The 25,681-nt window shown below is 70.6% G+C and carries 19 protein-coding genes; 12 read left to right on the top strand and 7 right to left on the bottom strand.

Translation table 11 applies throughout. From position 1 onward, the window contains the following. Window positions 1-691: 691 nt before the first annotated feature. Genes WME79_RS24165 through WME79_RS24140 form a run of 6 tightly spaced genes read left to right on the top strand, consistent with a single transcriptional unit; the run spans window position 692 to window position 7,832 of the window. Window positions 692-2,407 carry an ABC transporter substrate-binding protein gene (locus WME79_RS24165; protein ID WP_437539396.1) on the top strand — a complete coding sequence of 572 codons (1,716 nt, stop codon included), beginning with the start codon at window positions 692-694 and terminating at the stop codon, window positions 2,405-2,407. A gap of 48 nt (window positions 2,408-2,455) precedes the next feature. Beyond that, complete coding sequence (locus WME79_RS24160; protein ID WP_437539394.1) at window positions 2,456-3,433, top strand: ABC transporter permease; 978 nt, start codon at window positions 2,456-2,458, stop codon at window positions 3,431-3,433. Window positions 3,434-3,454: 21 nt separating this feature from the next. Then, entirely contained in the window at window positions 3,455-4,411 is a 957-nt protein-coding gene (locus tag WME79_RS24155) for an ABC transporter permease (RefSeq protein WP_437539392.1), read from the top strand. Beyond that, on the top strand, window positions 4,401-5,360 hold the full coding sequence (locus tag WME79_RS24150) for an ABC transporter ATP-binding protein (RefSeq protein WP_437539390.1): 960 nt from the start codon (window positions 4,401-4,403) through the stop codon (window positions 5,358-5,360). The genes WME79_RS24155 and WME79_RS24150 overlap by 11 nt, the downstream gene beginning before the upstream one ends. 2 nt (window positions 5,361-5,362) lie before the next feature. Continuing rightward, entirely contained in the window at window positions 5,363-6,421 is a 1,059-nt protein-coding gene (locus WME79_RS24145) for an ABC transporter ATP-binding protein (protein ID WP_437539388.1), read from the top strand. Window positions 6,422-6,440: 19 nt separating this feature from the next. Beyond that, entirely contained in the window at window positions 6,441-7,832 is a 1,392-nt protein-coding gene (locus WME79_RS24140; RefSeq protein WP_437539386.1) for a GH1 family beta-glucosidase, read from the top strand. A 176-nt stretch (window positions 7,833-8,008) separates the two neighbouring features. Here WME79_RS24140 and WME79_RS24135 read toward each other — a convergent pair whose 3' ends face one another. Next, window positions 8,009-9,193 (bottom strand): GspE/PulE family protein, encoded by a 1,185-nt coding sequence (locus WME79_RS24135; RefSeq protein WP_437539384.1) that lies wholly within the window; start codon window positions 9,191-9,193, stop codon window positions 8,009-8,011. After that, window positions 9,190-10,260: a CAP domain-containing protein gene (locus tag WME79_RS24130; RefSeq protein WP_437539382.1), complete on the bottom strand. Its 1,071-nt coding sequence runs from the start codon at window positions 10,258-10,260 to the stop codon at window positions 9,190-9,192. Before WME79_RS24130 ends, WME79_RS24135 begins: the two co-directional genes overlap by 4 nt. A gap of 146 nt (window positions 10,261-10,406) precedes the next feature. On the opposite strand from WME79_RS24130, the gene WME79_RS24125 reads away from it, so the two are divergent. The 5 genes from WME79_RS24125 to WME79_RS24105 all read left to right on the top strand — a co-directional run bounded on the left by WME79_RS24125 (window position 10,407) and on the right by WME79_RS24105 (window position 17,490). Further along, window positions 10,407-11,390, top strand: coding sequence for a DMT family transporter (locus WME79_RS24125; RefSeq protein WP_437539380.1), 984 nt, complete (start codon window positions 10,407-10,409; stop codon window positions 11,388-11,390). A gap of 62 nt (window positions 11,391-11,452) precedes the next feature. Next, complete coding sequence (locus tag WME79_RS24120) at window positions 11,453-12,466, top strand: zinc-dependent alcohol dehydrogenase family protein (RefSeq protein ID WP_437539378.1); 1,014 nt, start codon at window positions 11,453-11,455, stop codon at window positions 12,464-12,466. A gap of 164 nt (window positions 12,467-12,630) precedes the next feature. Beyond that, the gene (gene nagZ, locus WME79_RS24115; protein WP_437539376.1) at window positions 12,631-13,746 is read left to right on the top strand and encodes a beta-N-acetylhexosaminidase; all 1,116 of its coding nucleotides are present in this window, start codon (window positions 12,631-12,633) and stop codon (window positions 13,744-13,746) included. Continuing rightward, complete coding sequence (hutI, locus tag WME79_RS24110) at window positions 13,743-15,026, top strand: imidazolonepropionase (RefSeq protein WP_437539374.1); 1,284 nt, start codon at window positions 13,743-13,745, stop codon at window positions 15,024-15,026. Before nagZ ends, hutI begins: the two co-directional genes overlap by 4 nt. Before the next feature lie 55 nt (window positions 15,027-15,081). After that, window positions 15,082-17,490 carry a Tex family protein gene (locus tag WME79_RS24105; RefSeq protein WP_437539372.1) on the top strand — a complete coding sequence of 803 codons (2,409 nt, stop codon included), beginning with the start codon at window positions 15,082-15,084 and terminating at the stop codon, window positions 17,488-17,490. 49 nt (window positions 17,491-17,539) lie between these two features. Here WME79_RS24105 and WME79_RS24100 read toward each other — a convergent pair whose 3' ends face one another. Next, the gene (locus WME79_RS24100) at window positions 17,540-18,415 is read right to left on the bottom strand and encodes an alpha/beta fold hydrolase (RefSeq protein WP_437539370.1); all 876 of its coding nucleotides are present in this window, start codon (window positions 18,413-18,415) and stop codon (window positions 17,540-17,542) included. Window positions 18,416-19,085: 670 nt separating this feature from the next. Between WME79_RS24100 and WME79_RS24095 the strand changes: the two genes are divergently transcribed. Beyond that, the gene (locus tag WME79_RS24095) at window positions 19,086-20,291 is read left to right on the top strand and encodes a formin (RefSeq protein WP_437539369.1); all 1,206 of its coding nucleotides are present in this window, start codon (window positions 19,086-19,088) and stop codon (window positions 20,289-20,291) included. Between the two features lie 238 nt (window positions 20,292-20,529). Here the strand turns inward: WME79_RS24095 and WME79_RS24090 are convergent, their stop codons facing one another. The 4 genes from WME79_RS24090 to WME79_RS24075 all read right to left on the bottom strand — a co-directional run bounded on the left by WME79_RS24090 (window position 20,530) and on the right by WME79_RS24075 (window position 25,671). Beyond that, window positions 20,530-21,822 carry a hemolysin family protein gene (locus WME79_RS24090; RefSeq protein ID WP_437539367.1) on the bottom strand — a complete coding sequence of 431 codons (1,293 nt, stop codon included), beginning with the start codon at window positions 21,820-21,822 and terminating at the stop codon, window positions 20,530-20,532. 215 nt (window positions 21,823-22,037) lie between these two features. Then, window positions 22,038-23,192 (bottom strand): tRNA pseudouridine synthase B, encoded by a 1,155-nt coding sequence (locus WME79_RS24085; RefSeq protein WP_437539365.1) that lies wholly within the window; start codon window positions 23,190-23,192, stop codon window positions 22,038-22,040. A gap of 29 nt (window positions 23,193-23,221) precedes the next feature. Next, a complete protein-coding gene (locus WME79_RS24080) occupies window positions 23,222-24,478 on the bottom strand; it encodes a lysophospholipid acyltransferase family protein (protein WP_437539363.1) in 1,257 nt (418 codons plus the stop codon). Between the two features lie 20 nt (window positions 24,479-24,498). Then, window positions 24,499-25,671 carry an NAD-dependent epimerase/dehydratase family protein gene (locus WME79_RS24075; protein WP_437539361.1) on the bottom strand — a complete coding sequence of 391 codons (1,173 nt, stop codon included), beginning with the start codon at window positions 25,669-25,671 and terminating at the stop codon, window positions 24,499-24,501. Window positions 25,672-25,681: the final 10 nt, after the last annotated feature.

Raw genomic sequence — 25,681 nt, 5'->3', positions numbered from 1 at the left:
AGGGAGCCTTTCCTGATACGTGGTACTGACGGCCCACGGCGGAGAGGACCAGCCCATCAGGCGTCGAATCGCGGCCCGCACACCAACGCTGAGCGCACCCGACGCTCGGCCAGCGTCCGCCCCTGACGCGGCCTTCCCTCGCTACCCGCCCAGGAGGGTGTCCGCGCTCGCCGTGGGAGCGTGCCCACCTGATCCACCGGCGCGAAGTTGGAAATTTCTGGTCTTGTAATCGCCCGCGGACGTCTGTATAGACGTGCCCCGGACGCGCGTGGACCGCGGAGCACCCCAGGTGCCTGAACCGACGCGTCTGTGACTGCTTACTTTCTTGCTGCGGCCAAAGAAAATAACAGTGCCAGTGCTTAAGCCATCATTCCTCATGACGCGTGATGACACCATGAGCACCATGAGACGGAGTTGCCGCTGCGAGACATGACGCGCCACGACACCTCCCTTGAAAACGCGCCTGAGTAAGCGGCGCGAGAACTTGACAGCGACCTCGAATCCCCGTTGACACTGCTGTGCGAAAACGGCTACAGTGCCGACGTCTGGATGCTGGTATGGCGCACTGCGTCGCGGTGTCGAATTCCGGCGAGCCGCTCTGCCGCGTGGTGGCTTCCAGGGAGATCGATAAGTGGGAGAGGGACGGTGGGCGCTCGGGCGTAACCACGAGGGCCCCGCGAGGAGCATGCTCATGAGGAACTGGTTGTTGCCGCGTCGGACGTTCGTGTTGTCGACGTTGCTGCTTTCGGTCGGTGTCACAGCGGGGTGCGGGAAGACCGAACCGACCAAGCAGTCCACGGGCGGCGCGAGCACCGCGCCGGGCAAGCCCTCTCCGGCAGCTGACACCTTCCTGACCGTCTCGATCGAGCAGCAAGCGTCATGGGTGCGGAACTTCAATCCTCTGCTCGCACCAGGCAACGTTCGCTGGCCAACCGTCGCTGGCATCTACGAGCCGCTCCTCGTTTACAACACGATGAAGGGCGAGTTCACCCCCTGGCTCGCATCGAAGTACGAGTGGGGTAACGGGAACAAGACGCTCACCGTCACGACGCGGCCCGGCGTCAAGTGGTCCGATGGCCAACCGTTCACGGCGAAGGACGTGGCCTTCACCTTCGGGCTCCTGAAGAAGCACGTCGCCCTCGACCTGCAAGGCGTCTGGAAGTGGCTGACCTCGGTTGAGGCCAAGAGCGACTCCACGGTCGAGTTCACGCTCACGCGGCCGTATGTCCCCGGGCTCGTCTTCCTCGGCCACCAGCCGATCGTGCCGGAGCACAAGTGGAAGGACGTGGCGGATCCGGTCACGTACACGAACGAGAACCCGGTCGCGACGGGGCCCTTCACCGAGGTGAAGACGTTCCAGAACCAGATCTACGAGCTCGGCCGGAACCCGAACTACTGGCAGCAGGGCAAGCCGGCGATCAAAGGGCTCCGTTTCCCGGCGTACCCGGGCAACGACCAGGCGAACCTGGCGCTCTTGAACGGCGAGGTTGACTGGGCCGGCAACTTCGTCCCGGAGATCGAGAAGGTCTACGTCGGCAAGGACCCGACGAATCACCACTACTGGTTCCCGCTCGTCGGCAGCACGGTGTTCGTCTACACGAACACGACGAAGAAGCCCCTCGACGACGCACGGGTGCGCAAGGCGATCAGCATGTCGCTCGACCGCGAGCAGATCGTCAAGGTCGCCATGAACAACTACACGCGCCCGGCGGACGCAACGGCGCTGAGCGACGCGCACGAGCGCTGGCGCAGCCAGAAGACGGTCGAGGCGGGCGACTGGGTCAAGTTCAACGTGGCCAAGGCGAACCAGATCCTCGACGAGGCGGGTTATGCCAAGGGAGCGGACGGCATCCGCGTGAAGGACGGGAAGCCGCTGCGCTTCGATCTCAACGTCGTCACGGGCTGGTCCGACTGGGTGCGCGCGGCGCAGATCGTCACGCAGCAGGTGAAGCAGATCGGCGTCGAGGCCACGCTGAAGACGTACGACTTCAGCGCGTTCTTCGAGGCGCTCCAGAAGGGCACGTTCGACCTGTCGATGGGCTGGTCGAACGAGGAGCCGACCCCATACAACTTCTACCGAGACCTCCTCGGCACCGCGACCGCGAAGCCGGTCGGCGAGACGTCGGCGCGCAACTGGCACCGCTTCGGCGCCAAGCAGGCCGACAGCCTCTTCGAGTCGTTCGAGGCCGCGACCGAGCCGGCGGAGCAGAAGAAGATCATCGAGCAGCTCCAGGAGATCTTCTCCGAGACGGCGCCCTCGATCCCGCTGTTCCCCGGACCGTCCTGGGGCGAGTACAACACACGCCGCTTCACCGGGTTCCCCAGCAAGGAGAACCCGTACGCGAAGCTGTCGCCCAACAACCCGCCGGAGTACCTGCTGGTGCTCACCGAGCTCAAGTCGAAGTGAAGTTGGGCGTGACCTGATCCGGAGAGCAGGTTAAAAGAGAGAGCTTCTGTGCGTTACCTTCTGCGACAGCTGGGCTTGTACTTCATCGCGGCGTGGGCCTCGCTCACCCTGAACTTCCTTATTCCGCGCGCCATGCCGGGCGATCCCGCCTCGGCCATGTTCGTGCGCTTCCGGGGGCAGCTGCAGCCGGAGGCGATCGAGGCGCTGCGGAAGGCGTTCGGGTTCACGGATGAGCCGCTCTACAAGCAGTACTTCACCTACCTGAGCCACATCCTGGTCGGCGATTTCGGCACATCGATCGCGCACTTCCCCGCGAAGGTGACGGAGGTCATCGCGACGGGGCTCGGCTGGACGCTGCTCCTGTCGGGCGCCGCCGTGATCGTCAGCTTCGGCCTGGGGACGCTGCTCGGGATCATCGCGACATGGAAGCGCGGCGGCTGGCTCGACTCGGTCATGCCGCCGGTCCTGATGTTCCTCGGCGCCTTCCCCTACTTCTGGCTCGCGATGGTGTCGCTCTACATCCTCGGGTTCGTGCTCGGGGCCTTCCCGCTGCGCCACGCCTACAGCGACACCCTCTCGCCCGATTGGAGCCTTGAGTTCATCGGGAGCGTGCTCTCGCACATGGTCCTGCCCGCCCTGTCGATCGTCATCGCCACCATCGGCGGCTGGATGCTCGGTATGCGCAGCGCGATGGTCACCGTGCTGTCCGAGGAGTACATCACGATGGCGCAGGCCAAGGGGCTCTCGCAGTGGCGGGTCATGTTCACCTACGCCGCGAGGAACGCGCTCCTGCCCAACGTCACCGGCTTCGGGATGGCGCTCGGCTTCGTCCTCGCCGGCTCGCTGCTCACCGAGATCGTCTTCTCGTATCCGGGGCAAGGCTATCTGCTCATCCAGGCGGTTCGAAACCAGGACTATCCGCTCATGCAGGGGATCTTCCTCACCATCACGTTCGCCGTGCTGGGGGCGAACTTCCTGGTCGACGTGATCTACGTGTTTCTTGATCCTCGCGCCCGCGGGCGCTGACGGCTGGGTCCAGGAGAAGCGATGGCTGCGCAACAAGGCAACAGCGGGGGCGGCGCCTCCCGTTCGGCGGGCTGGCTCCGCCTGCTCCTCTCGAATCGCAAGGCGATGGTGGGCACGCTCATCGTGCTCTTCTTCCTGCTCCTCTCGCTGCTCGGCCCCTCGATCGTGCGCCAAGATCCGCACGCGTTCGTGGGCATGCCGCACGAGGCTCCCTCTGCCGAGCACCTGTTCGGCACGAACGGGCAGGGGCAGGACGTGCTCGCGCAGACGATCGTCGGCGCGCGGACCTCACTGGCCGTCGGCTTCGCCACGGGCTTCGCCGTGATCGCGATCGGCGCGGCGATCGGCATGGCCGGGGGCTACTTCGGCGGCTGGATCGACAGCGTGCTCTCGCTGCTCACGAACGTGTTCCTGATCATCCCTGGCCTGCCGATGGCCGTGGTCATCGCGGCCTACCTGCCGGCCGGGCCGCTGACGATCCTGTTCGTCCTCGTCCTCACGGGCTGGGCGTGGAACGCGCGTGTGCTCCGCTCGCAGGTGCTCGCGCTGCGCGACAAAGACTTCGTGTCCGCGGCCCTCGTGAGCGGCGAGAGCAGCGCGCGCATCATCTTCGTGGAGATCCTGCCGAACATGACGTCGCTCCTCATGTCCGGCTTCATCGGCGCGACGGTCTACGCCATCGGCGCCCAGGTCGGCCTCGAGTTCCTCGGGCTCGGCGATCTGAGCGCCGTCACCTGGGGGACGAACCTCTACTGGGCGAGCAACAACGCCGCGCTGCTCACGGGCGCCTGGTGGACCATCGTCCCTACCGGCGTGTGCGTCGCGCTGGTCGGGTTTGCGCTCACGCTCATCAATTACGCGATCGACGAGATCTCGAATCCGCGGCTCCGCTCGGAGGGAGCCTGGTCGCGTCTCCTCAGGAGCCGCAAGGTCACGGCGGGTTCGTCAACGCCGGTGGTGAGGACTCATGGCGCCTAGTCCGCTTCTCTCGGTTCAGGATCTCCGGGTCGAGTTCATCACCCCGACGGGTCCGGTGTGTGCGGTCGACAACGTCTCCTTTGACATCGCCCCGGGCGAGGTGCTCGGCCTCGCGGGCGAGTCGGGGAGCGGCAAGTCGACGGTGGCGATGGCCATCATGCGGCTTCTCCGCCCGCCGGCGGTCATCACGGGCGGGCACGTGTACTTCGCCGGGCAGGACGTCCTTGCGATGAACGAGGAGCAGCTCCGCGCCTTCCGCTGGCGGAAGATGGCGCTGGTGTTCCAGAGCGCGATGACCGCGCTCAACCCGGTGCTGACGATCGGCGAGCAGATCGCGGATCCGATCATCGCGCACGACGGCGTGACGCCCGCTCAGGCGCTGGAGCGCGCGGCCGCGCTGCTCAAGCTCGTGAACATCGACTCGTCGCGCCTGAACAGCTACCCGCACCAGCTGTCGGGCGGCATGCGGCAGCGCGTGGTGATCGCGATCGCGATGGCGCTCAAGCCGCCGTTCCTCATCATGGACGAGCCGACGACGGCGCTCGACGTGGTCGTGCAGCGGGAGATCCTGCAGCAGATCGCCGAGCTCAAGGAGCGCCTCGGCTTCTCGATCCTCTTCATCACGCACGATCTCTCGCTCATCGCCGAGTTCTCCACGCGCATCGCCATCCTCTACGCGGGCAAGCTCGCGGAGACCGCCCGCGCCAAGGACCTCTTCAGCGATCCGAAGCACCCGTACACGCAGGGGCTCCTCGGGTCGTTCCCCTCGGTCCGGGGGCCGCGCCGCAAGCTGCAGGGCATCCCGGGTTCGCCGCCCGACATGCGCAACCCGCCCGCCGGCTGCCGCTTCCATCCCCGGTGTCCGCAGGCCTTCGCGACCTGCCAGAACGAGCTGCCCGTCCTTCGTGAAATCGCGCCCGAGCACCGCGGCGCTTGCCACCTCTACTGACGATGACGATGACGCAACCTTCTGTCTCGCCTGTCCTCGACGTGGTGCGCCTGGGGAAGTACTTCCCTGTCGGCGGCGGGCTGCGATCGCAGCAGCTCAGGGCGCTGCACGACGCATCGTTCTCGCTGGCAGAGCGTGAGGTCATCGCGCTTGTCGGCGAGTCGGGCAGCGGCAAGAGCACGATCGCACGGCTCCTCGCGCGGCTTATGCCGCCGAGCAGCGGGCAGATCGTGTTCAAGGGTCGCGACATCCTGAAGGAGGAGCCGACCCGCGCCTCGCTCGCTTACCGCGGGCAGGTGCAGATGATCTTCCAGGATCCGTTCGGCTCGCTCAACCCGGTGCACACCATCGGTTACCACCTCGAGCGGCCGCTCCTGCTCCACAACAAGGCGCCCACGCCGGCGATCCTCCAGGAGAAGGTGCACGCGCTCCTCAAGACGGTCGATCTGAACCCCCCTGCGGAGGTCGCGCTCAAGTACCCGTACCAGCTGTCGGGCGGCCAGCGGCAGCGCGTGGCGATCGCCCGCGCGCTTGCGGTGGATCCCAGCGTGATCCTCGCGGACGAGCCGATCTCGATGCTCGACGTCTCGATCCGCATGGGCGTCCTCAACCTGATGGAGAAGCTCAAGGAGGAGCGCGGTATCTCCTACCTCTACATCACGCACGACATCGCGAGCGCGCGCTACGTCGCGGATCGCACGATGGTGATGTACGCCGGGACCATCGTGGAGGGCGCGCCCAGCGAGGAGCTGATGCAGCAGCCGGCGCACCCGTACACGAGGCTCCTGCTCTCGGCGGTTCCGGATCCGAACGGCTCGATCCGCGGCGACCTCCCGGCCCGCTCCGGGGCGCCGAAGCTCATCAACCCGCCGCCGGGCTGCCCCTTCGCAGACCGCTGCCCGAGCGTGATGAACACGTGCCGGGAGCAGATGCCGGGGGCCGTCGACGTCGGGTCGGGGCACTGGGTCCGCTGCCACCTCTACGCGCCCGGCTCCGTCATCGCGCCCTCCGCGCTCTACGATCGCACGGTGCCCGCCTCCGTCGAGGCCGGACCTATCTAAAGGAGAACCACAAAGCGACATGCCGTCTCTGAGATTTCCCGACAATTTCGTCTGGGGGACCGCGACGTCCTCCTATCAGATCGAGGGGGCTACGAACGAGGACGGCCGCAGCGAGTCCATCTGGGATCGCTTCGCGAAGACGCCCGGTCAGATCGTCGACGGGACGAACGGCGACATCGCGTGCGACCACTACCACCGGTGGCCTGAGGACATCGCGCTGATGAAGAGCCTGGGCATGATGGCCTACAGGTTCTCGATCGCGTGGCCACGCATCCTCCCGAACGGCCGGGGTGCGGTGAACCAGAAGGGGCTCGACTTCTACAGCCGGCTCGTGGACGGGCTCCTCGCGGCCGGGATCGAGCCGTACGCGACGCTGTTCCACTGGGACCTGCCGCAGGTGCTCCAGGACGAGGTCGGGGGCTGGCAGCATCGCTCGACCGCGGATGCGTTCGTGGAGTTCGCCGACGTGATCTCGCGGAAGCTCGGCGATCGCGTGAAGAAGTGGATCACGCACAACGAGCCGTGGTGCACGGCGTTCCTCAGCTACGAGAAGGGGATCCACGCGCCGGGCGGGCGCGATTTCAAGAAGGCCCTGACCGTCAGCCATCACCTCTTGCTCTCCCACGGCCTCGCGGTGCCCGTGCTGCGCAAGAACAGCCCCGGCGCTGAGGTGGGCATCACGCTGAACATGAACTACGCGATGCCCGCGTCCCCGAGCGCCGCCGACTACGACGCGTGCCGCCACTACGACGGGTATTTCAACCGCTGGTTCCTCGATCCGCTGTACGGCCGGCGTTACCCGGCGGACATGATCGAGGACTACATCGCGCTGGGCTACCTCCCGCCGGAGGGGCTGACCGTGTGCAAGCCGGGCGATCTCGACATCATCGCCACGCAGTGCGACTTCCTCGGCCTCAACTACTACTCGCGGGCGGTCCTGCGGAGCAGCAAGGTGCCCGAGGAGCAGAACCTGCCGAGGACGATGCACGTCGCGCCCGTCTCCGAGCAGACGGAGATGCAATGGGAGGTCTACCCGGAAGGGCTGCGGCGGCTGCTCCTCCGGCTGCACGTGGAGTACGGCGTGCCGAAGCTCTACGTGACGGAGAACGGCGCGGCCTACTCGACCGAGCCGGACAAGGACGGCCGCATCCCGGACACGCGGCGGCTGGAGTTCCTGCGCGATCACTTCGTCGCCGCGCGGCGCGCGATGGACGCGGGGGCGCCGCTCGCGGGGTACTTCGTGTGGTCGCTGATGGACAACTACGAGTGGGATCGCGGCTATTCGCAGCGGTTCGGCATCGTCTGGGTGGACTACGAGACGCAGCGGCGCATCCCGAAGGACAGCGCGCTCTGGTACAAGGGCGTCATCGCCGCCAACGCGGTCGACGACGGCTCCTCGCAGGCCACCTGACCGGCGGCGCGCCGCGGATTGCGGGGCGCCCCGCGGCCCCTGAAGCGGGGAGCAGATTCGTGGGATACGGGCTCAGCCGCCAGGCAGGCGAGTGAGGCGTACGAAAGTGAAAGTACGCCGCAGCGAGCCGAACGACGCGGATGAGCCCGTAGCGCACGAAGATGCGCCCCGCTCCCTCACGTCACGCGGAGCACCTCGTCCAGGGAGGTAAGCCCCTCCTTCACCTTGGCGAGCCCGGCCTCGCGGAGCGGCACGAGCCCTACCTTGCGCGCGGCGTCCCGGTACGCGCGCTTCCCCGCCCGCGCCTTCACGAGATCCCGCAGGTCGTCGTCGAGCTCCAGCATCTCGAAGAGCCCGATGCGCCCCCGGTAGCCCGTCAAGTGGCACGTCTGGCACCCGACGCTGCGCTTCAGCTCGGCGCCCTCCTCGATGAGGACCTTGTCCTCTTCACCCGTCACGGCGGCCTCGAGCTCGTACGTCTCCGCGCACTCCTCGCAGAGCTTGCGGACGAGCCGCTGCGCGATCACGGCGAGCAGGGCGTTCGCCACGATCCACGACTCCGCGCCGAGGTCCACGAGGCGCGCGACCGTGTCCACCGCGTCGGAGGTGTGCAGCGTCGACAGCACGAGGTGCCCCGTGAGGCTCGCCTGCAGCGCGATCTGCGCCGTCTCGGGATCGCGCATCTCGCCCACCATGATCACGTCCGGGTCCTGCCGGAGGATCGCGCGCAGGCCCGTCGCGAACGTGAAGCCCTGCCTCGGGTTGGTCTGCCCCTGCGTGATGTCGGCGAACTCGACCTCGATCGGATCTTCCAGCGTGACGATGCTCAGCTCGCTCGTCTTCATGACCTTGATCAGCGAGTAGAGCGTCGAGGTCTTGCCGGACCCGGTCGGCCCGCACACGACGATCAGCCCCGAGGGCCGGTCGGCGAGCCGCTCGAGCCGCGGCAGGTCCACCTCGGTGAGCCCGAGCTTGTCGAGCGCGATCAGCTGGTGGCTCAGCAGCACGCGCAGCACGAGCGTCTCGCCGTGGATCGCGGGGAACGTCGAGGCGCGCAGGTGGATGAGCGGGTGGCCGTGGAGCTCCAGGCTGAACTGGCCGTCCTGCGGCAGGCGCCGCTCGGTCATGTCCATCCGCGCGAGCACCTTCACGCGCGAGGTGAGCGACGGCGCGATCTCGATCGGGATCTGCCCTTGCGCCACCATCACGCCGTCGACGCGGTAGCGCACGCGGATGCCGTCGCGCTTCGGCTCGACGTGGATATCGCTCGCGCCCATCGAGACCGCGCGGCGGACCAGGTGATCGAGCACCTTGACCGCATCGAGCTCCTCGGACGCCGTGGGGGGGCGGCTGTTGCTCATCGCGCGCCTCCCTTGCCGACGACGTCGATCGTGCGGAGCGAGACCATCTTGAGCTCGTCCGATGGGGGGAACGTCGCCCAGACGCTGACGCCGTAGAGCCCGGGCCGCCCGCGGTCGTCCAGCGGGACCTGGATGTCGAATCGATTGCCGGTCACCTGGAGAGGAATAGGCGTCTTGAAGCCCTTCGGGAAGAACGTCGCGTAGGGGGGCGGGATCGGATATCCGCCCATCTTGAGCAGCTTCTCCGGCTTGATCGGCTTCCCCGGCTCGACCCGCGAGATCCCGACGCCAGCGACCTTCGCCGGCGCGGCGAGCTCGCCGCCCACCCGGATCCGCTCGCCGATCTTCGCCCGCCTGGGCAACGGCTGGTACGTCCCGTAGTCGTCGACGAACTCCTGCGCCAAGCAGGCGATGTCGAACCCCTTCGCCTTGGCCAGCCCGACCCCGAGCGACGTGTGCGACGCTGTGAGCACGTTGCGCCGGTGCCCGTCGGCCGGGGGTTTCTCGTTCATGAAGGCCTTGTGCACGCGCTCGAGGCTCTCCGCGGAGAAGCGCGGATCCGGATCGAGCTCGCGGGGGATCGCGTCGGCGAAGCAGCCGGCGTTCTCCATCGGGAACCCGTCGCCGCCCGCGGCCGTGTAGCGCTCCTCCGGGACCGAGCCGTCGCTGCCCCAGTGGCCGGTGAAGCCGATCCGGACCATGTCCTCGGCGTGCCGCCGCCCCGCGCGCGCCGCGGTCTCGTCCCACCGCACGGGCGGCAGCTTGTGCGCCGCGCGATCGCGGTTCACGAGGCCGAGCACGTACCGACCTGCCTCCGCGCGGGTCATCGGCTGGCCCGGCGCGGGCGGGGACTGGGTGCCCTGGGCCTCGCCGCCGGTCTCCACGCTGGCGGCCTTGCCCTCCGAGGGGCGCGCGCTCTCCTCTGCCGCTCCCTCCCTGGCTTTGCCCCCGGAGGGCCCCTCCGCCGGCTCCTTCGCGGCGCTCGCGCCGCACCCGAGCGCGTGGGCGCTCGCGGCGACGAGCCCGAGCCAGAGCGCCACGGACCGGCGCTCCCGCTGACCATCCATCGCACCTGTCCTGCTTCTCCTTGTGACTCCGATGATCGCGCGCATCGTTGCGACCGTAGCGCTTCGATGCCGCGCACGCACCCGGGAGCGCCGACGCCTTCGGGCGCACCACGGCGTGTACGGCGGCGCGGTCGAGGTGGTAAGCGATGCGCTACGTGAGCACGTCGTCATCGTCGCAGGGCGCGGTCGCCGCGCACCCGTCCGGCGCCTCCGCGATCGTCCTCGCGGCGGAGCGCGAGGGGCGCGCGGCGCACCCGACCGCGGGCGTCCTGTGGATGCTCCTGGCCCAGTCGCTCTTCGCCGTGATGAACGTCCTCGCGCGGCTCTCTTCGGAGCACGCGCCGTGGCCCGAGGTGGCGGCGTCGCGCACGATGGTGGGCGCGGCCACCGCGCTCGGCGTCGCGCTCGTCCGCCGGGCGCCGCTCTCCGTGGGCCGGGGCGACCGGCGGCTCGCGTGGGCGCGCTCGCTCTGCGGCACCGGGGCGATGCTCTGCGGCTTCTACACGCTCGGCACGCCGCAGATCGCGCTGGGCGACGCGGTCACGCTCGGCGCGACGAGCCCGATCTTCGTCGCGCTCCTCGCGCCGCGGCTGCTCGGCGAGCGGACGAGCCCGCGCCTCTGGCTCGCGACCCTGCTCGCCTTCGCGGGCGTCGGGCTGGTCGCCGCGCCGAGGCTCGCGATCGCGGGCGAGATCGCGCTCATCGCCACGCTCGGCGCCGTCTTCTCGGCGTTCGCGATGATCTGGCTGCGCAGGATCGGCGCAGGCGGGGAGCGCGCGAGCCCCGAGGCGATCGCGCTGCACTTCTCGCTCGTGGCGAGCGCCGCGATGGTCGCGCTCTCGATCCCGGTCTGGCGGACGCCCGACGCCCGCGGCGCCCTCCTGCTGATCGGGACGGGGCTCGCCGGCGGCCTCGCGCAGCTCGCGATGACGCGCGCCTACGCGCTCGATAGCGCGGCGCGCATCGGCGCGATCGGTTACGTCGGGGTCGTCCTGTCGCACGTGCTCGCCGCGGCCTGGCTCGGCGAGAGCCCGTCGGCGGACCAGCTGATCGGGGCGGCGCTCGTGATGGCGGCCGGCCTGTGGCTTGCTGCCCAGGCGCTGCGCGACGCGCGGCGGCCGGCGCGTTGAGCGCGCGTTGACCGGCCTCCACCCCGCATGAGATAGCGGATCTCCGCTCAAGGAGGATCTGCATGAAAGCGTTCGCTCTCCAGGGTTCGTTCGGCCTCGACGCGCTCCGCCCGATCGATCTTCCGGATCCTGAGCCGGGGCCTGGGCAGATCGTCCTCCAGATGAAGGCGGCGTCGCTCAACTTCCGTGACCTGCTCGTGGCGAAGGGGCTCTACAACCCGAAGTTCCCGCTGCCGCTCGTCCCGCTCTCCGACGGGGTCGGCGAGGTCGTCGCCGTGGGGGACGGGGTGACGCGGGTGAAGGTCGGCGATCGCGTGAGCCCGACCTTCCACCAGCGCTGGATCGACGGGGAGCTCTCCGCGCACAAGGCGCGGGGGGCGCTCGGCGGGGAGCTGCCGGGTGTGGCCGCGGAGCGGGTGCTGCTCGATGCGGAGGGGGTCGTCGCGGTGCCGCCGCACCTCACGGACGAGGAGGCCGCGTCGCTGCCGTGCGCCGCGGTGACCGCATGGAACGCGCTCTTCGTGGCGAGCCACCTCAAGGCGGGCGACACGGTCCTCGTGCAGGGCACGGGCGGCGTCTCGATCTTCGCGCTGCAGTTCGCCCGGCTCGCGGGCGCCCGCGTCATCGTCACCTCGAGCAGCGACGAGAAGCTCGAGCGCGCGAGATCGCTCGGGGCGTCGGAGACCATCAACTACCGCGCGAACCCCGACTGGGACGCGCCCGCGCGCTCGTTCACCGGCGGCGAGGGGGTGGATCACGTGATCGAGGTGGGCGGCGCGGGCACGCTCGCCCGTTCGCTCCGCGCGGTCCGGTTCGGCGGCCGCGTGAGCCTCATCGGCGTGCTCACGGGCGGCGCGCTGGGGGATGTCGGCCTGTTCCCCATCCTGATGAAGCAGATCACCGCGCAGGGCATCTTCGTCGGGTCGCGGGCGATGTTCGAGGACATGAACCGCGCGATCGCAGCGAGCGGGCTCCGGCCTGTCGTCGACCGCGTTGTCCCCTTCGCCGAGGTGCGCCAGGCGATCGAGTCCGTGGCGAGCGGCTCACACTTCGGGAAGATCGCGATCCGGTTCTGAGGGAGCCGACCGCGACAGGCTGCGTCCCTCCGGCGCCGCAGCCTCGCCTCCGGTGTACCGGCATCCCTCGGAAGTGGCCTCGTCGGCCCAAGTCGTTTACGAGTCGTCTACGAACGGATTCCGCGGCCGGCCACTCGCCTGCGCCGCGCGAGAGGTGGTGGACGATGCGGCTCGATCTGGAGCTCGAGGTCCTGTGTGGTCAGCTCATCGTGGGCGGCTTCGACGGCGCGGAGCCGCCGGCCCGGTACCTGAAGGCCCTCGCCGAGGGGAGGCGGGGCGGCGCGATCCTGTTCCGGCGCAACGTCCCTGACGCGGCCGCCACGGCGCGGCTCTGCCAGGCGCTCGCCGCGGCGGGCGGCCCAGATCGGCCTCCCTTCATCGGCATCGATCAGGAGGGGGGCCGCGTCACCCGCTTGCCCGCGCCGTTCCTGACGCTGCCGTCGATGCGCTCGCTCGGCGAGCTCGCGGACCTCCCGCTGCTGCGCCGCGCGGCGCGCGCCGTCGCGTCCGAGCTCCGGGCGGTCGGCATCAACCTGAACTTCGCCCCGGTGCTCGACGTCGACTCGAACCCGGCGAACCCGATCATCGGCGATCGCGCGTTCGGCCGCGACCCTGGCGCGGTCGCGCGGAGCGCCGTCGCGTTCCTGGAGGGGCTCCAGGAGGAGGGCGTGCTCGCCTGCGGCAAGCACTTCCCGGGGCACGGCGACACGGCGCTCGACAGCCACCTCGCGCTCCCGACCCTCTTGCACGCGCGCGGCCGCCTTGACGAGATCGAGCTGCCGCCGTTCCGCGCCGCCTGCGGCGCCGGGGTCGCGTCGCTCATGACGGCGCACATCGTCGTCGAGGCGCTGGATCCCGGCGTCCCGGCGACGCTGTCGCGCGCCATCTGCACCGACCTCCTGCGCGGCGAGATCGGCTTCGAGGGGGTGCTCTTCTCGGACGATCTCGAGATGGCCGCGATCGCGGCGCACCACGCCGTCGAGGAGGCCGCCGCCGCGGCCGTCTGGGCGGGCTGTGACGCGCTGCTCGTCTGCCACAGCGAGGACCTGCAGGATCGCGTGCTCGAGGCGCTCGTGCGCAAGGCCGAGCGCGAGCCGCGCTTCCGCGAGCGCTGCGTCGAGGCGGCCGCGCGGTGCCTGGCCGCGCGCCGGCGGTGCCCGCCGCGGCCGGTCTCCTCGCCCGCGGCGTTCGCCGAGATCGTCGGCGGGCCCGCGTCCCGGGCGGTGCTCGAGGACATCGAGCGGGCGCGCGCCGCGCGCGCCGCGGGGGCGGCGACGTGACGGCGCCGCCGGGGGCCGCGCGAGCAGAGGCCGCGCAGCACCCTGAGCGCCCGTTCGCCATCACCGCGCGCCGGCTGGTCACCTGCGACGCGTCCCGCGCCTCGGCCGGCGATCCCCTCGGCGTGATCGAGGACGCCGCGATCGTGGTGCGAGGCGGCGCGATCGAGGCGGTCGGCCCGCGGCGCGAGGTCCTGCGGCCGGAGGCCGGCGTGCCGATCGCGATCGAGGCCGCGGGGGTCGTCACGCCCGGGCTCGTCGATTGCCACACGCACGCGCCCTGGATCGGCTCGCGGGACGCCGAGTACGCGATCCGCATGGCCGGCGGCGACTACGAGGCGATCGCCGCGGCCGGCGGCGGCATCGTCGCGAGCATGCGCGCGGCGCGCGCTGCGACCGCCGGCGAGCTCGCGGACACGCTCCGCGCCCGCCTCCGCCGGATGGCCGCGCTCGGCGTGACCGCCGTCGAGGCCAAGAGCGGCTACGGCCTCGACGAGGCGACGGAGCGCAAGCAGCTCGAGGCGGTCGCCGAGGCGGGGAGGGACGCGCGCCTGCCCCGCGTCGTTCCGACGTACCTCGCGCTGCACGCGTTGCCCCCGGAGGCCGGCGGCGACCGCGCCGCCTACGCGGGGACCGTCGCGCGCTCCTGGCTCCCGGCGATCGCCGCGGCCGGCCTCGCGCGTTATGTCGACGCGTACATCGACCGGAGCGCGTTCTCGGTGGACGAGGCGCGGCCCGTCCTCGATCGGGCGCGCGCGCTGGGGCTCGGCGTGCGCGTGCACGTCGGGCAGTTCGCGGACGTGGGCGGCGCAGAGCTCGCCGCCGCGCTCGGCGCCGCGTCGGCCGACCACCTCGAGCACGTCGCGCCGGCGGGCATCGCGGCGCTCGCCCAGGCGGGCGTCGCCGCCGCGCTGCTGCCCGTCGCGAGCTTCACGCTGCGGCAGGAGCCGCCGCCCGTCGCAGCGCTCCGGGCCGCCGGCGTCCCGCTGATCGTGGGCAGCGACGCGAACCCCGGCACGGCGCCGACCGAGAGCCTGCCGCTCGCGCTCGCGCTCGCGGTGCGGCTCTACGGGCTCACGGTCGCCGAGGCGATCCTGGGCGCGACGCGCGAGGCGGCGGCCGCCCTCGGCCTCGGCGGCGTGTGCGGCGCCGTCCGTCCGGGGCTGCGCGCGGATCTCGCCGTGTGGGACCTGCCCCACGAGAACGCGATCGTGCAGCCCTGGGGCGCGCCGCGCGCGCGGGCCGTGCTGCGCGACGGCGAGGTCATCGCGGCGGCGTGCTGAGGCAGACCTCAAGTCAAGCCTGGACGCGCGTGCACCCTGAGCGTATGCCGCGCCCATGACTGAGACGCAGAGCCCTGTCGCTGTCCCGAGCCGCACGGACAGCTCGTTCGATCCGGTCCCGCTCCTGGCCGAAGAGCTGAGCCTCCCGCGCCAGGGGGTCTCGGCGGTGGCCAAGCTGCTCGCCGAGGGGGCGACGGTCCCGTTCATCGCCCGCTACCGCAAGGAAGCGACCGGCGGGCTCGACGAGGTGCAGATCCGCGCCATCGAGGAGCGCCGCGCCTACCTCATCGAGCTCGAGGAGCGCCGCGCCACGGTGCTCGCGGAGATCCAGAAGCAGGGCAAGCTCAGCGACGCGCTCGCCTCGAAGATCCGCGCCTGCCACACCAAGGCCGAGCTCGAGGATCTCTACCTCCCCTTCAAGCCGAAGCGCCGCACGCGGGCCATCATCGCGAAGGAGCGGGGCCTCGAGCCGCTCGCGGATCGCATGTGGTCGCAGCCGGGGGACGGCAGCCCCGAGGAAGAGGCCCGCGCGTTCGTCAGCGCCGAGAAGGAGGTCCCCGACGCGGCGGCCGCCCTCTCCGGCGCGCGCGACATCTGCGCCGAGCGCATCGCCGAGCACGCCGACGTGCGCAAGCTCGTCCGCGAGGCCTACGCGAAGGAAGGTGTCATCAAGGTCCAGAAGAACGAGGAGCACGCGGCCAAGCAGACGAAGTTCGACATGTACGGGAGCTTCGAGGAGCCCGTCGCGAACATCCCGTCGCACCGCTACCTTGCCATCCGCCGCGGCGAGGCCGAGGGCGTGCTCCGCGCCTCGATCGAGCTCGTGCCCGAGCCGCTCGTCCCGCCGATCCACGCCGCGGTGGGGCTGAAGCCGAAATCGCCGTGGGCCGGTGAGCTCACGAAGGCCGCGGACGACGCCGTGAAGCGGCTCCTGCTCCCGGCGGTCCAGAGCGACGTGCGCGTCGACCTCAAGATGCAGGCCGATCGCGCCGCGGTCGAGGTCTTCGCCCAGAACCTCCGCGAGCTCCTCCTCGCCGCGCCCTTCGGCACGAAGGCGGTGCTCGGCATCGACCCGGGCCAGCGCACCGGGTGCAAGTGCGCCGTCGTCGACGAGACGGGCAAGCTCCTCGAGCACACCACCATCTACCTGGTCGGGAGCGGCGACGCGCTCGAGCGCGCGCGCCAGGACCTGCGCCGCATCTGCCGCAAGTACCCGCTCCGCGCCGTCGCCGTGGGCAACGGCACGCACGGCCGCGAGACCGAGGCGTTCGTGAAGGACGTGCTCGCATCGGAGGGGTTGACGGAGCAGACGGCGAACGCCGATCCGCGACCGTCGGAGAAGCTGTTCTGCGTCCCGGTGAGCGAGGCGGGCGCGAGCGTCTACTCGGCGAGCGACGTCGCGCGCGAGGAGTTCCCGGACCTCGATCTCACGGTGCGCGGCGCGATCAGCATCGCCCGCAGGCTGCAGGACCCGCTCGCGGAGCTCGTGAAGGTGGACCCGAAGAGCATCGGCGTCGGCCAGTACCAGCACGACGTCTACCAGGGGCTGCTCGCGCGGAAGCTCGACGAGGTCGTCGAGAGCTGCGTGAACCGGGTCGGCGTCGAGCTCAACACCGCGAGCGCCCCGCTGCTCGCCCGCGTCGCCGGCATCGGCCCGAGCCTCGCGAAGAAGATCGTCGCCCACCGCGACCTGAACGGCGCGTTCAAGAGCCGCAAGGCGCTGCTCGACGTGCCCGGCGTCGGCCCGCGGACGTTCGAGCAGGCAGCGGGCTTCGTGCGGGTCCGGGGCGGGGAGCACCCGCTCGACGCGAGCGCCGTGCACCCGGAGCGCTACGGCCTCGTCGAGCGCATCGCGGCGGACCTCGGCGTGCCGGTCGGGTCGCTCATCGGCGACACGGCGGCGATCGCGCGGATCGATCCGAAGAAGTACGAGGCCGGTGACGTCGGCTCGTTCACGCTGAACGACATCCTGAGCGAGCTGAAGAAGCCGGGCCGCGACCCGCGCGCCACGTTCGAGCCGCCGAAGTTCCGCGACGACGTGCGGACCATGGAGGATCTCAAGCCGGGCATGGAGCTCGAGGGCGTGGTGACCAACGTCACGGCGTTCGGCGCCTTCGTCGACATCGGCGTCCACCAGGACGGCCTCGTGCACGTATCGCAGCTGGCGGACAGGTTCGTGAAGGACCCGAACGAGGTCGCGAAGGTGGGCGACAAGATCAAGGTGCGGGTGATCGAGGTCGACCTCGTGCGCAAGCGCATCTCGCTCACCGCGAAGAAGGGCGGCGCTCCCGCCGGCGCGCGTCCCCAGGCGGGCGGCCCGTCCGCCGGCGGCGACGCGCGCGGCCGCAACGATCGCGGCGACGGCCGCCGGCCGGCCCAGGGGCAGCAGCAGCAAGGGAAGGGGCAGGGGAGCTCGTCGGGCGGCTTCCGCAACAACCCGTTCGCGGACCTCCTGAGGAAGTGAGCGGCGAGCGCCCGCCTGGCCCCGTGCCAGGCGGGCGGGCGGCGCGGCGCTAGAAGCCGTGGTCGGCGAAGAAGCGCTCGATCCGGAGCGACACGAGCTCGGGGAACTCGACCGCGGTGGTGTGGGTCCCGCCGCGGACCACGAGGATCTCCGCCATCGGGATGCGGCGTGCCATCGACTGCGCCAGCGCCCGCGGAGTGAACGCATCGCGGTCGCCGGTGATGAGCAGCGTCGGGACGTCGATCTGCTCGAGCACGTGCTCGGCGTCGTGGGCGTCCAGCGCGCGCAAGTTGCTGAAGAGCGCGTCCATGTCGAGCTGGCCGAACGGCTGCACGAGCTCGGCGAACGCCTCGCTGTCGAGCGTCTTGCCGAGCAGCCCCATTCGCTTCAGCCAGAGCACTGCGTCCGGCGGGCCGACGGCGCTGCCCGTCACCCGGGCCGCCAGCGTGTGAGCGCGCGCCGCGAACGCCACGAACGGCGGGAACAGCCGCCCGAGCCCCGGCAGCGGCCCCATCGTCTCCAGCGGCCGGCGGTAGGTGCCGTTCAGCAGGACCAGGTTCGCGGCGAACCCCGGGAGCCTGTGGAACGCCTCCAGCGCCACCTGGACGCCCACGCTCCATCCCATCAGCGCGCCGTGCCGGATCCCTTCGACGGCGAGGATGGCCTCCAGGTCGCGGACATGGTTCGCGACCGCGTAGGCCTCCGGAACGTCCGGTGACGGGCGCTTCGAGGCGTACGTCCCGCGGTAGTCCCACGTGATGAACCGGTACTGGTCGGAGAGGTACTCGACCTGCGCCCGCCAGGCGAGGTACGGCCCGCCCAGCCCGTTGACCAGGACCACCGTCTTCGCCCCCTCGAACGGCGGCGGCGTCACGCGGTAGGTGATGTCGGTTCCATCGAAGCTCGCGACCCGCCGGGTCTCCATCCGGAGCGATGGCCGCCGCGTGGGCGGCCCCCGCCGGCCCCCGCTGGACGCAGGAGGGGGCGGCGCCTGCCGCCCGCCGCTGGGAGGCGGGGGTGGCGCCTGCCGCCCGTCGCCAGAGGAAGCCGCGGGCGGCGCCTGCGGTCTGTTGCCGGTGGATGAAGCTGGCGGCGCCTGCGGTCCGCTGCCGGAAGGAGAGCGGAGCCGCGGCGGCCGACCCCCGCCGAACTTGAACGAGACCATGAGCGCCCTGCTTCCTACCCGGTCCCTCCGCGGAGGGCCAGGCTGCCGGCGGTGATGGGGGGGACGCCGGCGCAGACCCGGCGAGGGCGCAGCTGCGGGCCGGCGGGGGCTGCCGTGGGGCCGGGTGGCCCGTGTGGCCTGGCGATCGCCTGTCGAAACACATCCTGCGCTGCGATCGCCATCGCGTTGACATTCCAGGCGGCGCGCCGCTAACGTGCCCGGCGGGTTGTCCGCTCGCCCGGCGCTCCCGTCGTGTTGCTGATCTTTCCCTCCCCGCTCCCATGTCGGTCTGTTGGAGGCCGGCCCGTGTCGTCTTCTGTTGCCGCTCGCGCAGGGGCAGCTCCGGTTCGGGCCGTGGTGGGTCGATTCCCTCGGGTGGGCTGGAGTTTTCAGCGCGAAGTGGTGCAGCGATCCCGTCCTCGAGGAGCCGATGGCTGAAGAAAAGAAGAAGAGCAAAATCGATCTGAAGGCTCGGCTTGGCAAAACGGCGGTAGGCGGGGCGCCGGGAGCGGCCGTCCCCCTTCCCGTGCCTGGCCCGCAGCCCGGATCGGGGCCGCCTCCCGACATGAACGCGGGCCCGATCGGCATGCCCTCGCCGCATCCGAGCGCGCGGCCGCCGATGCCCTCCGTGGGAGGCATCGCGCCCCCGCCCGGGATCTCGCCAGGCATCCCGCTGCCTCCGTTCGCGCCGGCGCCGCGTCCTGTGATCCAGACGCCCCCGCCCAAGCCGACGGCGGCCGCCCAGACCATCAAGGTCGAGGTCGGCGAGGAGGTCGAGCAGGAGCGCCGGAAGGCCTCGAAGAAGACGGCGCTCTACGCCGGCCTCGCGGCGGTCGTCGGCATCGGCGTGGGCTTCGCCATCGGCGGCGCGAAGGAGCGCGGCGATCGCGGCAAGCTCGCGGTCGAGGGCGCCGCGGCGCTCGAGAAGGACGTGAAGGCCGCGAACGAGAAGATGGCGGAGCTGAAGGAGAAGCTCGATGCGGGCCGGACGGCGCTCGAGGGGAAGAAGTTCCCCGCGGAGCTCGTGACCCAGCTGGGCGGCATCAACGTCCCGTTCGATGCCACCAACCTGGAGGGCAAGCAGATCGGCGGCCTCCCGGGGCGGGTGATGCGCCAGCTCCTCGCCTACACCACGGCGGTCCAGGATCTCAACAAGACGAAGGACAGCCTCAAGAACGTCCTCACGGCCGCGCAGGCTCCCGTCGAGAAATCGTGGAAGGAGCAGGAGGAGCCGGTCGTGAACTTCTCGGTGGTCTTCCGCCGGGACGGCGACAAGACGCTGGCCGAGCTCGTTCCCAACAAGGCGCCGTTCCCGTTCGGCAAGGACTGGCCGGCGAAGTACACGGTGAACCGCCTCGAGCGCACGCAGCAGGGCATGAGGGCTGCCGAGAAGGAGGCCACCCGCTGGACGAAGGGCGACATCGCCGGCGGCGATCTGCAGGCCCTCCCGGTCGATCCTCAGTCCGTCGCTGGCCTCACGAGCGAGCAGATGGTCTTCAGGCTCGCCAGCGCGATGGCGGACATCCGCAAGACGCTCGATGGCAACAAGGACAACCCCGTCGAAGAGACGCCCGGCCTCATCAAAGAGGGCGACGATCTCGCGAACGAGCTCCACAAACTCTCCCTCGCCCGCTGAGCGGCACGCGCCCGCTGCGGATACGGGCCCACCTCGACGTTTTCGGTGCTCGGCGTACGTGAGTACGCCTGCGCGCCGAAAACGCCGATCTGGGCCCGTATCCGCAGCGGGCGCGCGCCGCTCGGCCGACGCAGATCTGAAGCACCGCGCGCCGCGCGAGAGTTACCGCGGGTTTGGGGGAGCCGAGGGGAGGGGGCGGTGATGGCCCCCCCTGTGCGCTGGTTCGGCGCGGGGTGATTTAGGCGGCGCCGCCGGCGCCCATGGCGCGGGGGCGGACGATCTCGATCTTTCCGATGTGACGCTCGTCGCTGTCGCGCACGATGAAGCGTAGGCCGAACTTGCTCACGGCCGTGCCGACCTCGGGCACCTTGCCGACGTGCTGCGTGATCATCCCGCCGAGGGAATCGTACTTTCCCTCGCGGTCGAGCTCGGCGCCCAGGTAGGCCGAGAGATCGCTCATCGATACGGCCGCGTCGGCGACCAGGCGACCGTCGCCCAGATCCTGGATGGCGGCACCGTCGTCCGTCTCGTCGTGCTCGTCACGGATGTCTCCGACGATCTCCTCGAGCACGTCCTCCAGGGTGACAATCCCCGACATCCCGCCAAACTCGTCGACCACGATGGCGAGGTGCTGTCTCCGGCTCTTCATCTCCCGGAGCAGAGAAGAGAGAGGCTGCGACTCGGCGACGAAATTGGCAGGGCTCCGCGTGATCTCCCGGAGCGTCGTGTTCTTGAGCCGGCGCTCCTCGAGGACCTTGAACAGGTCCTTCGCGTAGAGGAGACCAGCGATGTTGTCGGTCTGATCCTTGTAGACCGGATACCGCGAGTGCCCGCTCTCGGTGACGATCTCCAGCACCTTCTCGAGCGGAGTGGAGATCTCGATGGCCTCGACCTTGGATCGCGGCACCATCACGTCCCGCGCCGTGAGATCGGCGAACTCGAGCACATTCCGGATCATCTCCGCCGGCTCTCGCCCGAAGAGACCAGAGCGCTCGACCTCGTCGACGAGGATCTCGACCTCCGCCTCGGCAACCCTCGGGTCCGACGGCTGCTCACCGTCCCGCGGCCCCAGCTTGGAGCCGATCCAGCCGAGCGGTACGGCGAGCGGCAGCATCGCGATTTCGAGCGGGCGCAAGAAGCGAACCGCCATCGATGCGGCCCGATCGGCGTGCTTGCGGCCCAGCGTGGAGCTGACCTCGTAAAGGGCTCCGCTGACGACGATGGTGGTCGCCAGCCCGAGATAGAGCGCAGCGCCAGGGACAATCCGCCGGAAGAAGAGGTCGAAGCAGGCGGCCGTCAGGCTGGTCGATACGACCCAGCCGAGCAGGTAGCGGGAACGGAGCTTGGCGTCTTCTCGACGAATCCGCTCGTAGGCGGCCTTCGTGGGGCCCGTCGCCTGCTCAATCAGCGCGCCGAGCCTCGTGACGCTCAACGTCGTCAGTGCGGTGTCGGCACCGACGAACAGCGAGCCAAGTACAGCGGAGAGAACTGCAGCGCCGAGCGCTGGCAATGGAACGAAATCGGGACTCAAACAGAGGCTCCTAACGGACGAATCGTAACGGAACAGGCGAGGGGAGCGCAACCGGACCGGGACGCGAAATCCCAGAATATGATGGAACCACGCGTCTTTGCTGGTCTTTTCGGCCGGCGAACTCCCCAGCTCGACCGATCCTGCCGAGCGCTGTCAGTGACATGCGCCGTAGATCTGCCGAAGTCCAGGGAATTGCCGTGTGTTGTGGGTTTCTCTTATCTAGCAGCATTCCCACGCATGTCGGGCGCTCCAGAAAAGCCGCGCAGGACGGAAAATCGAGTCGGCGATGGCGCTGGAAGGCCATCAGCGGCGTTCTCATCGGCGACCTCGGCGGCGCCAAGCGCCACAACACCGCCATCCGGATCGAGCCATACAGCGGCGCCGGCGTGCGCAGGAGCTAGGGAGAAGTCAGATTCGGTGAGCGCTTGTCCCATGCGCGCGCGGCGGGCGCCGTGCTCGGTCAGGCGGGCGACCGGGAGGCTCGCGGCGGCTGCGTCGGCGAGCGGGCGCAGCGACGCGCGCAGCGCCTCGGCGCCGGCGTCGAGGGACACGGCCTGCTCCAGGGTGAAGCTGCCGCTCGCCGTGCGGCGGAGCGCGGACAGGTGCGCGGGGACGTCGAGGTGCGCGCCCAGGTCGCGCGCCAGCGAGCGCACGTAATAGCCCTTGCTCACCCCGAGATCGAGATCGAGGGTGGCGGGCGCAGCGCCCGCGGCCAGCACAGCGCCCGCAGCTGGCGCAGCGCCGGCAGCCGGCGCACCGAGCCCGCCGCGCGAGGCGCCAGTCACCTCGAGCGACCGGACCTCGACGGCCCGCGCCGACAGCTCCACCGCCTGGCCGGCGCGCGCCAGGGCGTAGCTGCGCTGCCCGGCGACCTTGATGGCCGAGTAGGCCGGCGGCGCCTGCTCCCGCCGCGCCCGCTCCGCGTCGATCGCGGCGGCGATGCGCGGCGCCGAGCGCGCCAGCGTCTCACCGCCGGCAGGCCCGCCGGCCCCGGCGAGGGCGTCGAGCTCCGCGTCGAGCCACGGCGGCAGGGGCTGCGTCGCGGTGATCTCCCCGTCCGCGTCGAGGGTGTCCGTCCCCACGCCGAGGACGACGCGCGCCGTGTAGCGCTTGTCCTGCGCGGTCAGGTACGGGGCGAGCTTGGTGGCCTCGCCGACGAGCACCACGAGGACGCCGGACGCCATCGGGTCGAGCGTCCCCGCGTGCCCGATGCGCTTCACGCCGAGGGCGCGGCGCAGGCGGGCCACGACGTCGTGGCTCGTCGGCCCGCGCGGCTTGTCGATCACCAGCACGCCCTCCGGCCGCGCGCCCCTGGTTGTCGCTCGCTCGGGCTCGGCGGGAGGATCCCCTTCGGTTGTGTTTTCGGGCATGGAGTGAGGATTCGCCTCGGAAGATCGCTTCATCCGAACCAGATCGACTTCCGGGTGGCCAGGGTCTCGTCGATGAGCCCCTGGATCGTCGCGCGCACGCGCTCCGCGAGGCGCCGCACCAGGATCTGATCGTCCGCCGCCTCCGGGCCGTACGCGTCGAACCGCACCGGATCGGCCAGGCGGATCTTCCACTTGGTGGGCGCTGGCACGAGGCCCAGCGGCCCGAGCGCAGGGAACGTGGGTGTGATGGGCAGGTACGGGATGCCGAGCGCGCGCGTGAGGTGCTCGACCCGATAGAACAGCGGGTTCGTCTCCTCGGCCCCGACGATGGCGCACGGGACGAGCGGCGTACGCGTGCGCAGGCATAGCCGGATGAAGCCGCCGCGACCGAACCGCTGGAGCTGGTAGCGGTCCTTGTAGAGCTTCCCGCTGCCCTTTACGCCCTCGGGGAAGACCGCGATGAGCCGCTCGCCCGCGAGCAGCCGCTCGGCGTTCTCCTGGCAGGCCCGCACGGCCCCGAGCCGGTTCATGATCGTGCCGGCGAACGGCAGGTAGTACACGAAATCGTCGGCCAGCCAGCGGAGCTCCCGCCGCGCCGGGTGCTCCCGCCGCACCGCGGCCCGCAGCATGAGCCCGTCGTAGGGGATGGGCCCGCCCGAATGGTTGGACACCACAAGGCACCGCCCCTCGGCGGGGATACGCTCGATGCCCTCGATATCGATCCTGAAATAGTACCTGTGCAGGAAGTCGAAGAGCGACCTGTACCGGGCCTCGTACTTGGGATCGAAGCCGAACTCGTCGACCTCCTCCGAGCGGCGGCGCAGGCCGGTGCGGCCCCACTGCCGCAGGTAGAAGTCGGTCGACAGGACATCGCGCGCCGTCCCGGGCTCGGACAGCGGCGGCTCGCTGGCGAAGCCGGCCGACGCGGCGGGCGCTCCGCCCTGGCGCGGGCTCCGCACGGTCTCGGGCACACCTCCCGCCGCGCCGCTCGCGTCGGGCGATGGGCCCCCGGCGAGCATCCGCTTGAGCCGCGCCTCGAGCTCCCCGATCTGGCGCTGGAGCTCCTCGGCTGTCACCGGCACGACCGGGGCGTGGACCTCGGACGACTGCGTCTTCCGCCCGTCCGAGGGCTCCGTCGGGCCGATCGGCGCCAGGTACCGGGCCTCGTCGTCCTCGACGTCGGCGCTCGGCACGACCTGCCTGGGCCCCGTCCGATCGGCGCGCCCGCGCGTCGACGGCGATCCGTTCCCTGCTTCCTCGAGCTCTCGATCGTGCTCCGTGCCCATCGCTCACCCCCCGAACCGCATCACGCAGGCGTCTCTTGCAGCAGGCGCACGTCCCGCAGCCGCTGCGCGCTCGTGTAGTCGAGCAACGCCTCGCGCGTCGTGTAGACCGGCCGGAACCCCATGACCTGCGCCGCTTTCTCGCCGTCCGCCACGCAGAGATAGCGCAGGTACCGCAGGAAGCTGGGCGGGGCGATCGCCGCGTGCGCAGCCCAGAGCGCAGAGACGAGCGGCCCGGCGGCGCTGTGCAGCACCGGGAGCGCCGTCCGGCCCGCGAGGCGCACGATCGTGGAGAGCGGCAGCACGCCGTCGCCCACGATGTTGAAGGTCCCGGGAAAATCGCTGTCGATGGCCAGCTTGAAGGCGGCGATGGCGTCGACCTCGTGGATGAACTGCCACAGCGGATCGAAGCCGAGCATCGTCATGACCAGGCGCCGCGCCAGGAAGCGGGTGACGTAGTTCTGGACGGTCGGGCCGAGGATCGGCGCGGTCCGCAGGATGGTGACGGTCGTGCCCTTGGCCTTCGCGCCGAAGGCGTTGAGCTCCCGCTCGGCGGCCATCTTGTCCGCGAAGAAGCGCTCGTCCGGGTCCGCCCGGAGCGGGTGCTTCTCCGTGAGGAAATTGGGGTTGGTCGGGTGCGCGCCGTAGAGGATCGTCTGGCTCCAGAGGATCAGCTTGCGCAGGCTCGCCTGGCGCGCCCCGTGGAGCAGGTGCATCGTGCCGACCGACTCGAGCTCGTGGGCCCAGGCGGTCGCCGGGGTGGGCGACGAGAGGAAGCAGAGGTGGACGAGCGTGTCCACCTGCTCGGCCGCGAGCACCTCGGCGACGCGCTCCTCGGACGCGGGCTCCGTCAGGTCGACGGTGTGCATGCGCAGCTTGGAGCCGCCCGTGTCCGGCCGCTTGATGTCGATGGCCACCACGCGCGCGATGCGCGGGTCCTCCTCGAGGATCCCGATCAGGTTGCGCCCGAGGAAGGACGCTGCGCCGGTGAGCGCGATGACCCGGCCTCTCGGGCTGGACGACGCGCGCCGGCTGGTCGGCGAGGCCTCCGCCGCTGCGGACGCCGGGGGCTCGCTCGCGCTGGTCGTGGCCGCGCCAGCGGAGGAGGCAGGCGCAGCGTGATCTGCGCCGGCGGCGGAGCTCCGCTCGGCGGCGTCGTGGGCCGCGGCTTCAGGGTGCTCGGACGTGGGAGCCATGCGCGGGGCG

Origin of the sequence: Sorangium sp. So ce726 (genome assembly GCF_051521405.1) — a bacterium.
Taxonomy (GTDB): domain Bacteria; phylum Myxococcota_A; class Polyangia; order Polyangiales; family Polyangiaceae; genus Sorangium.
The sequence above is the reverse complement of the archived record's forward strand: the minus strand, read 5'-3'. Positions and strand labels throughout refer to the sequence as shown.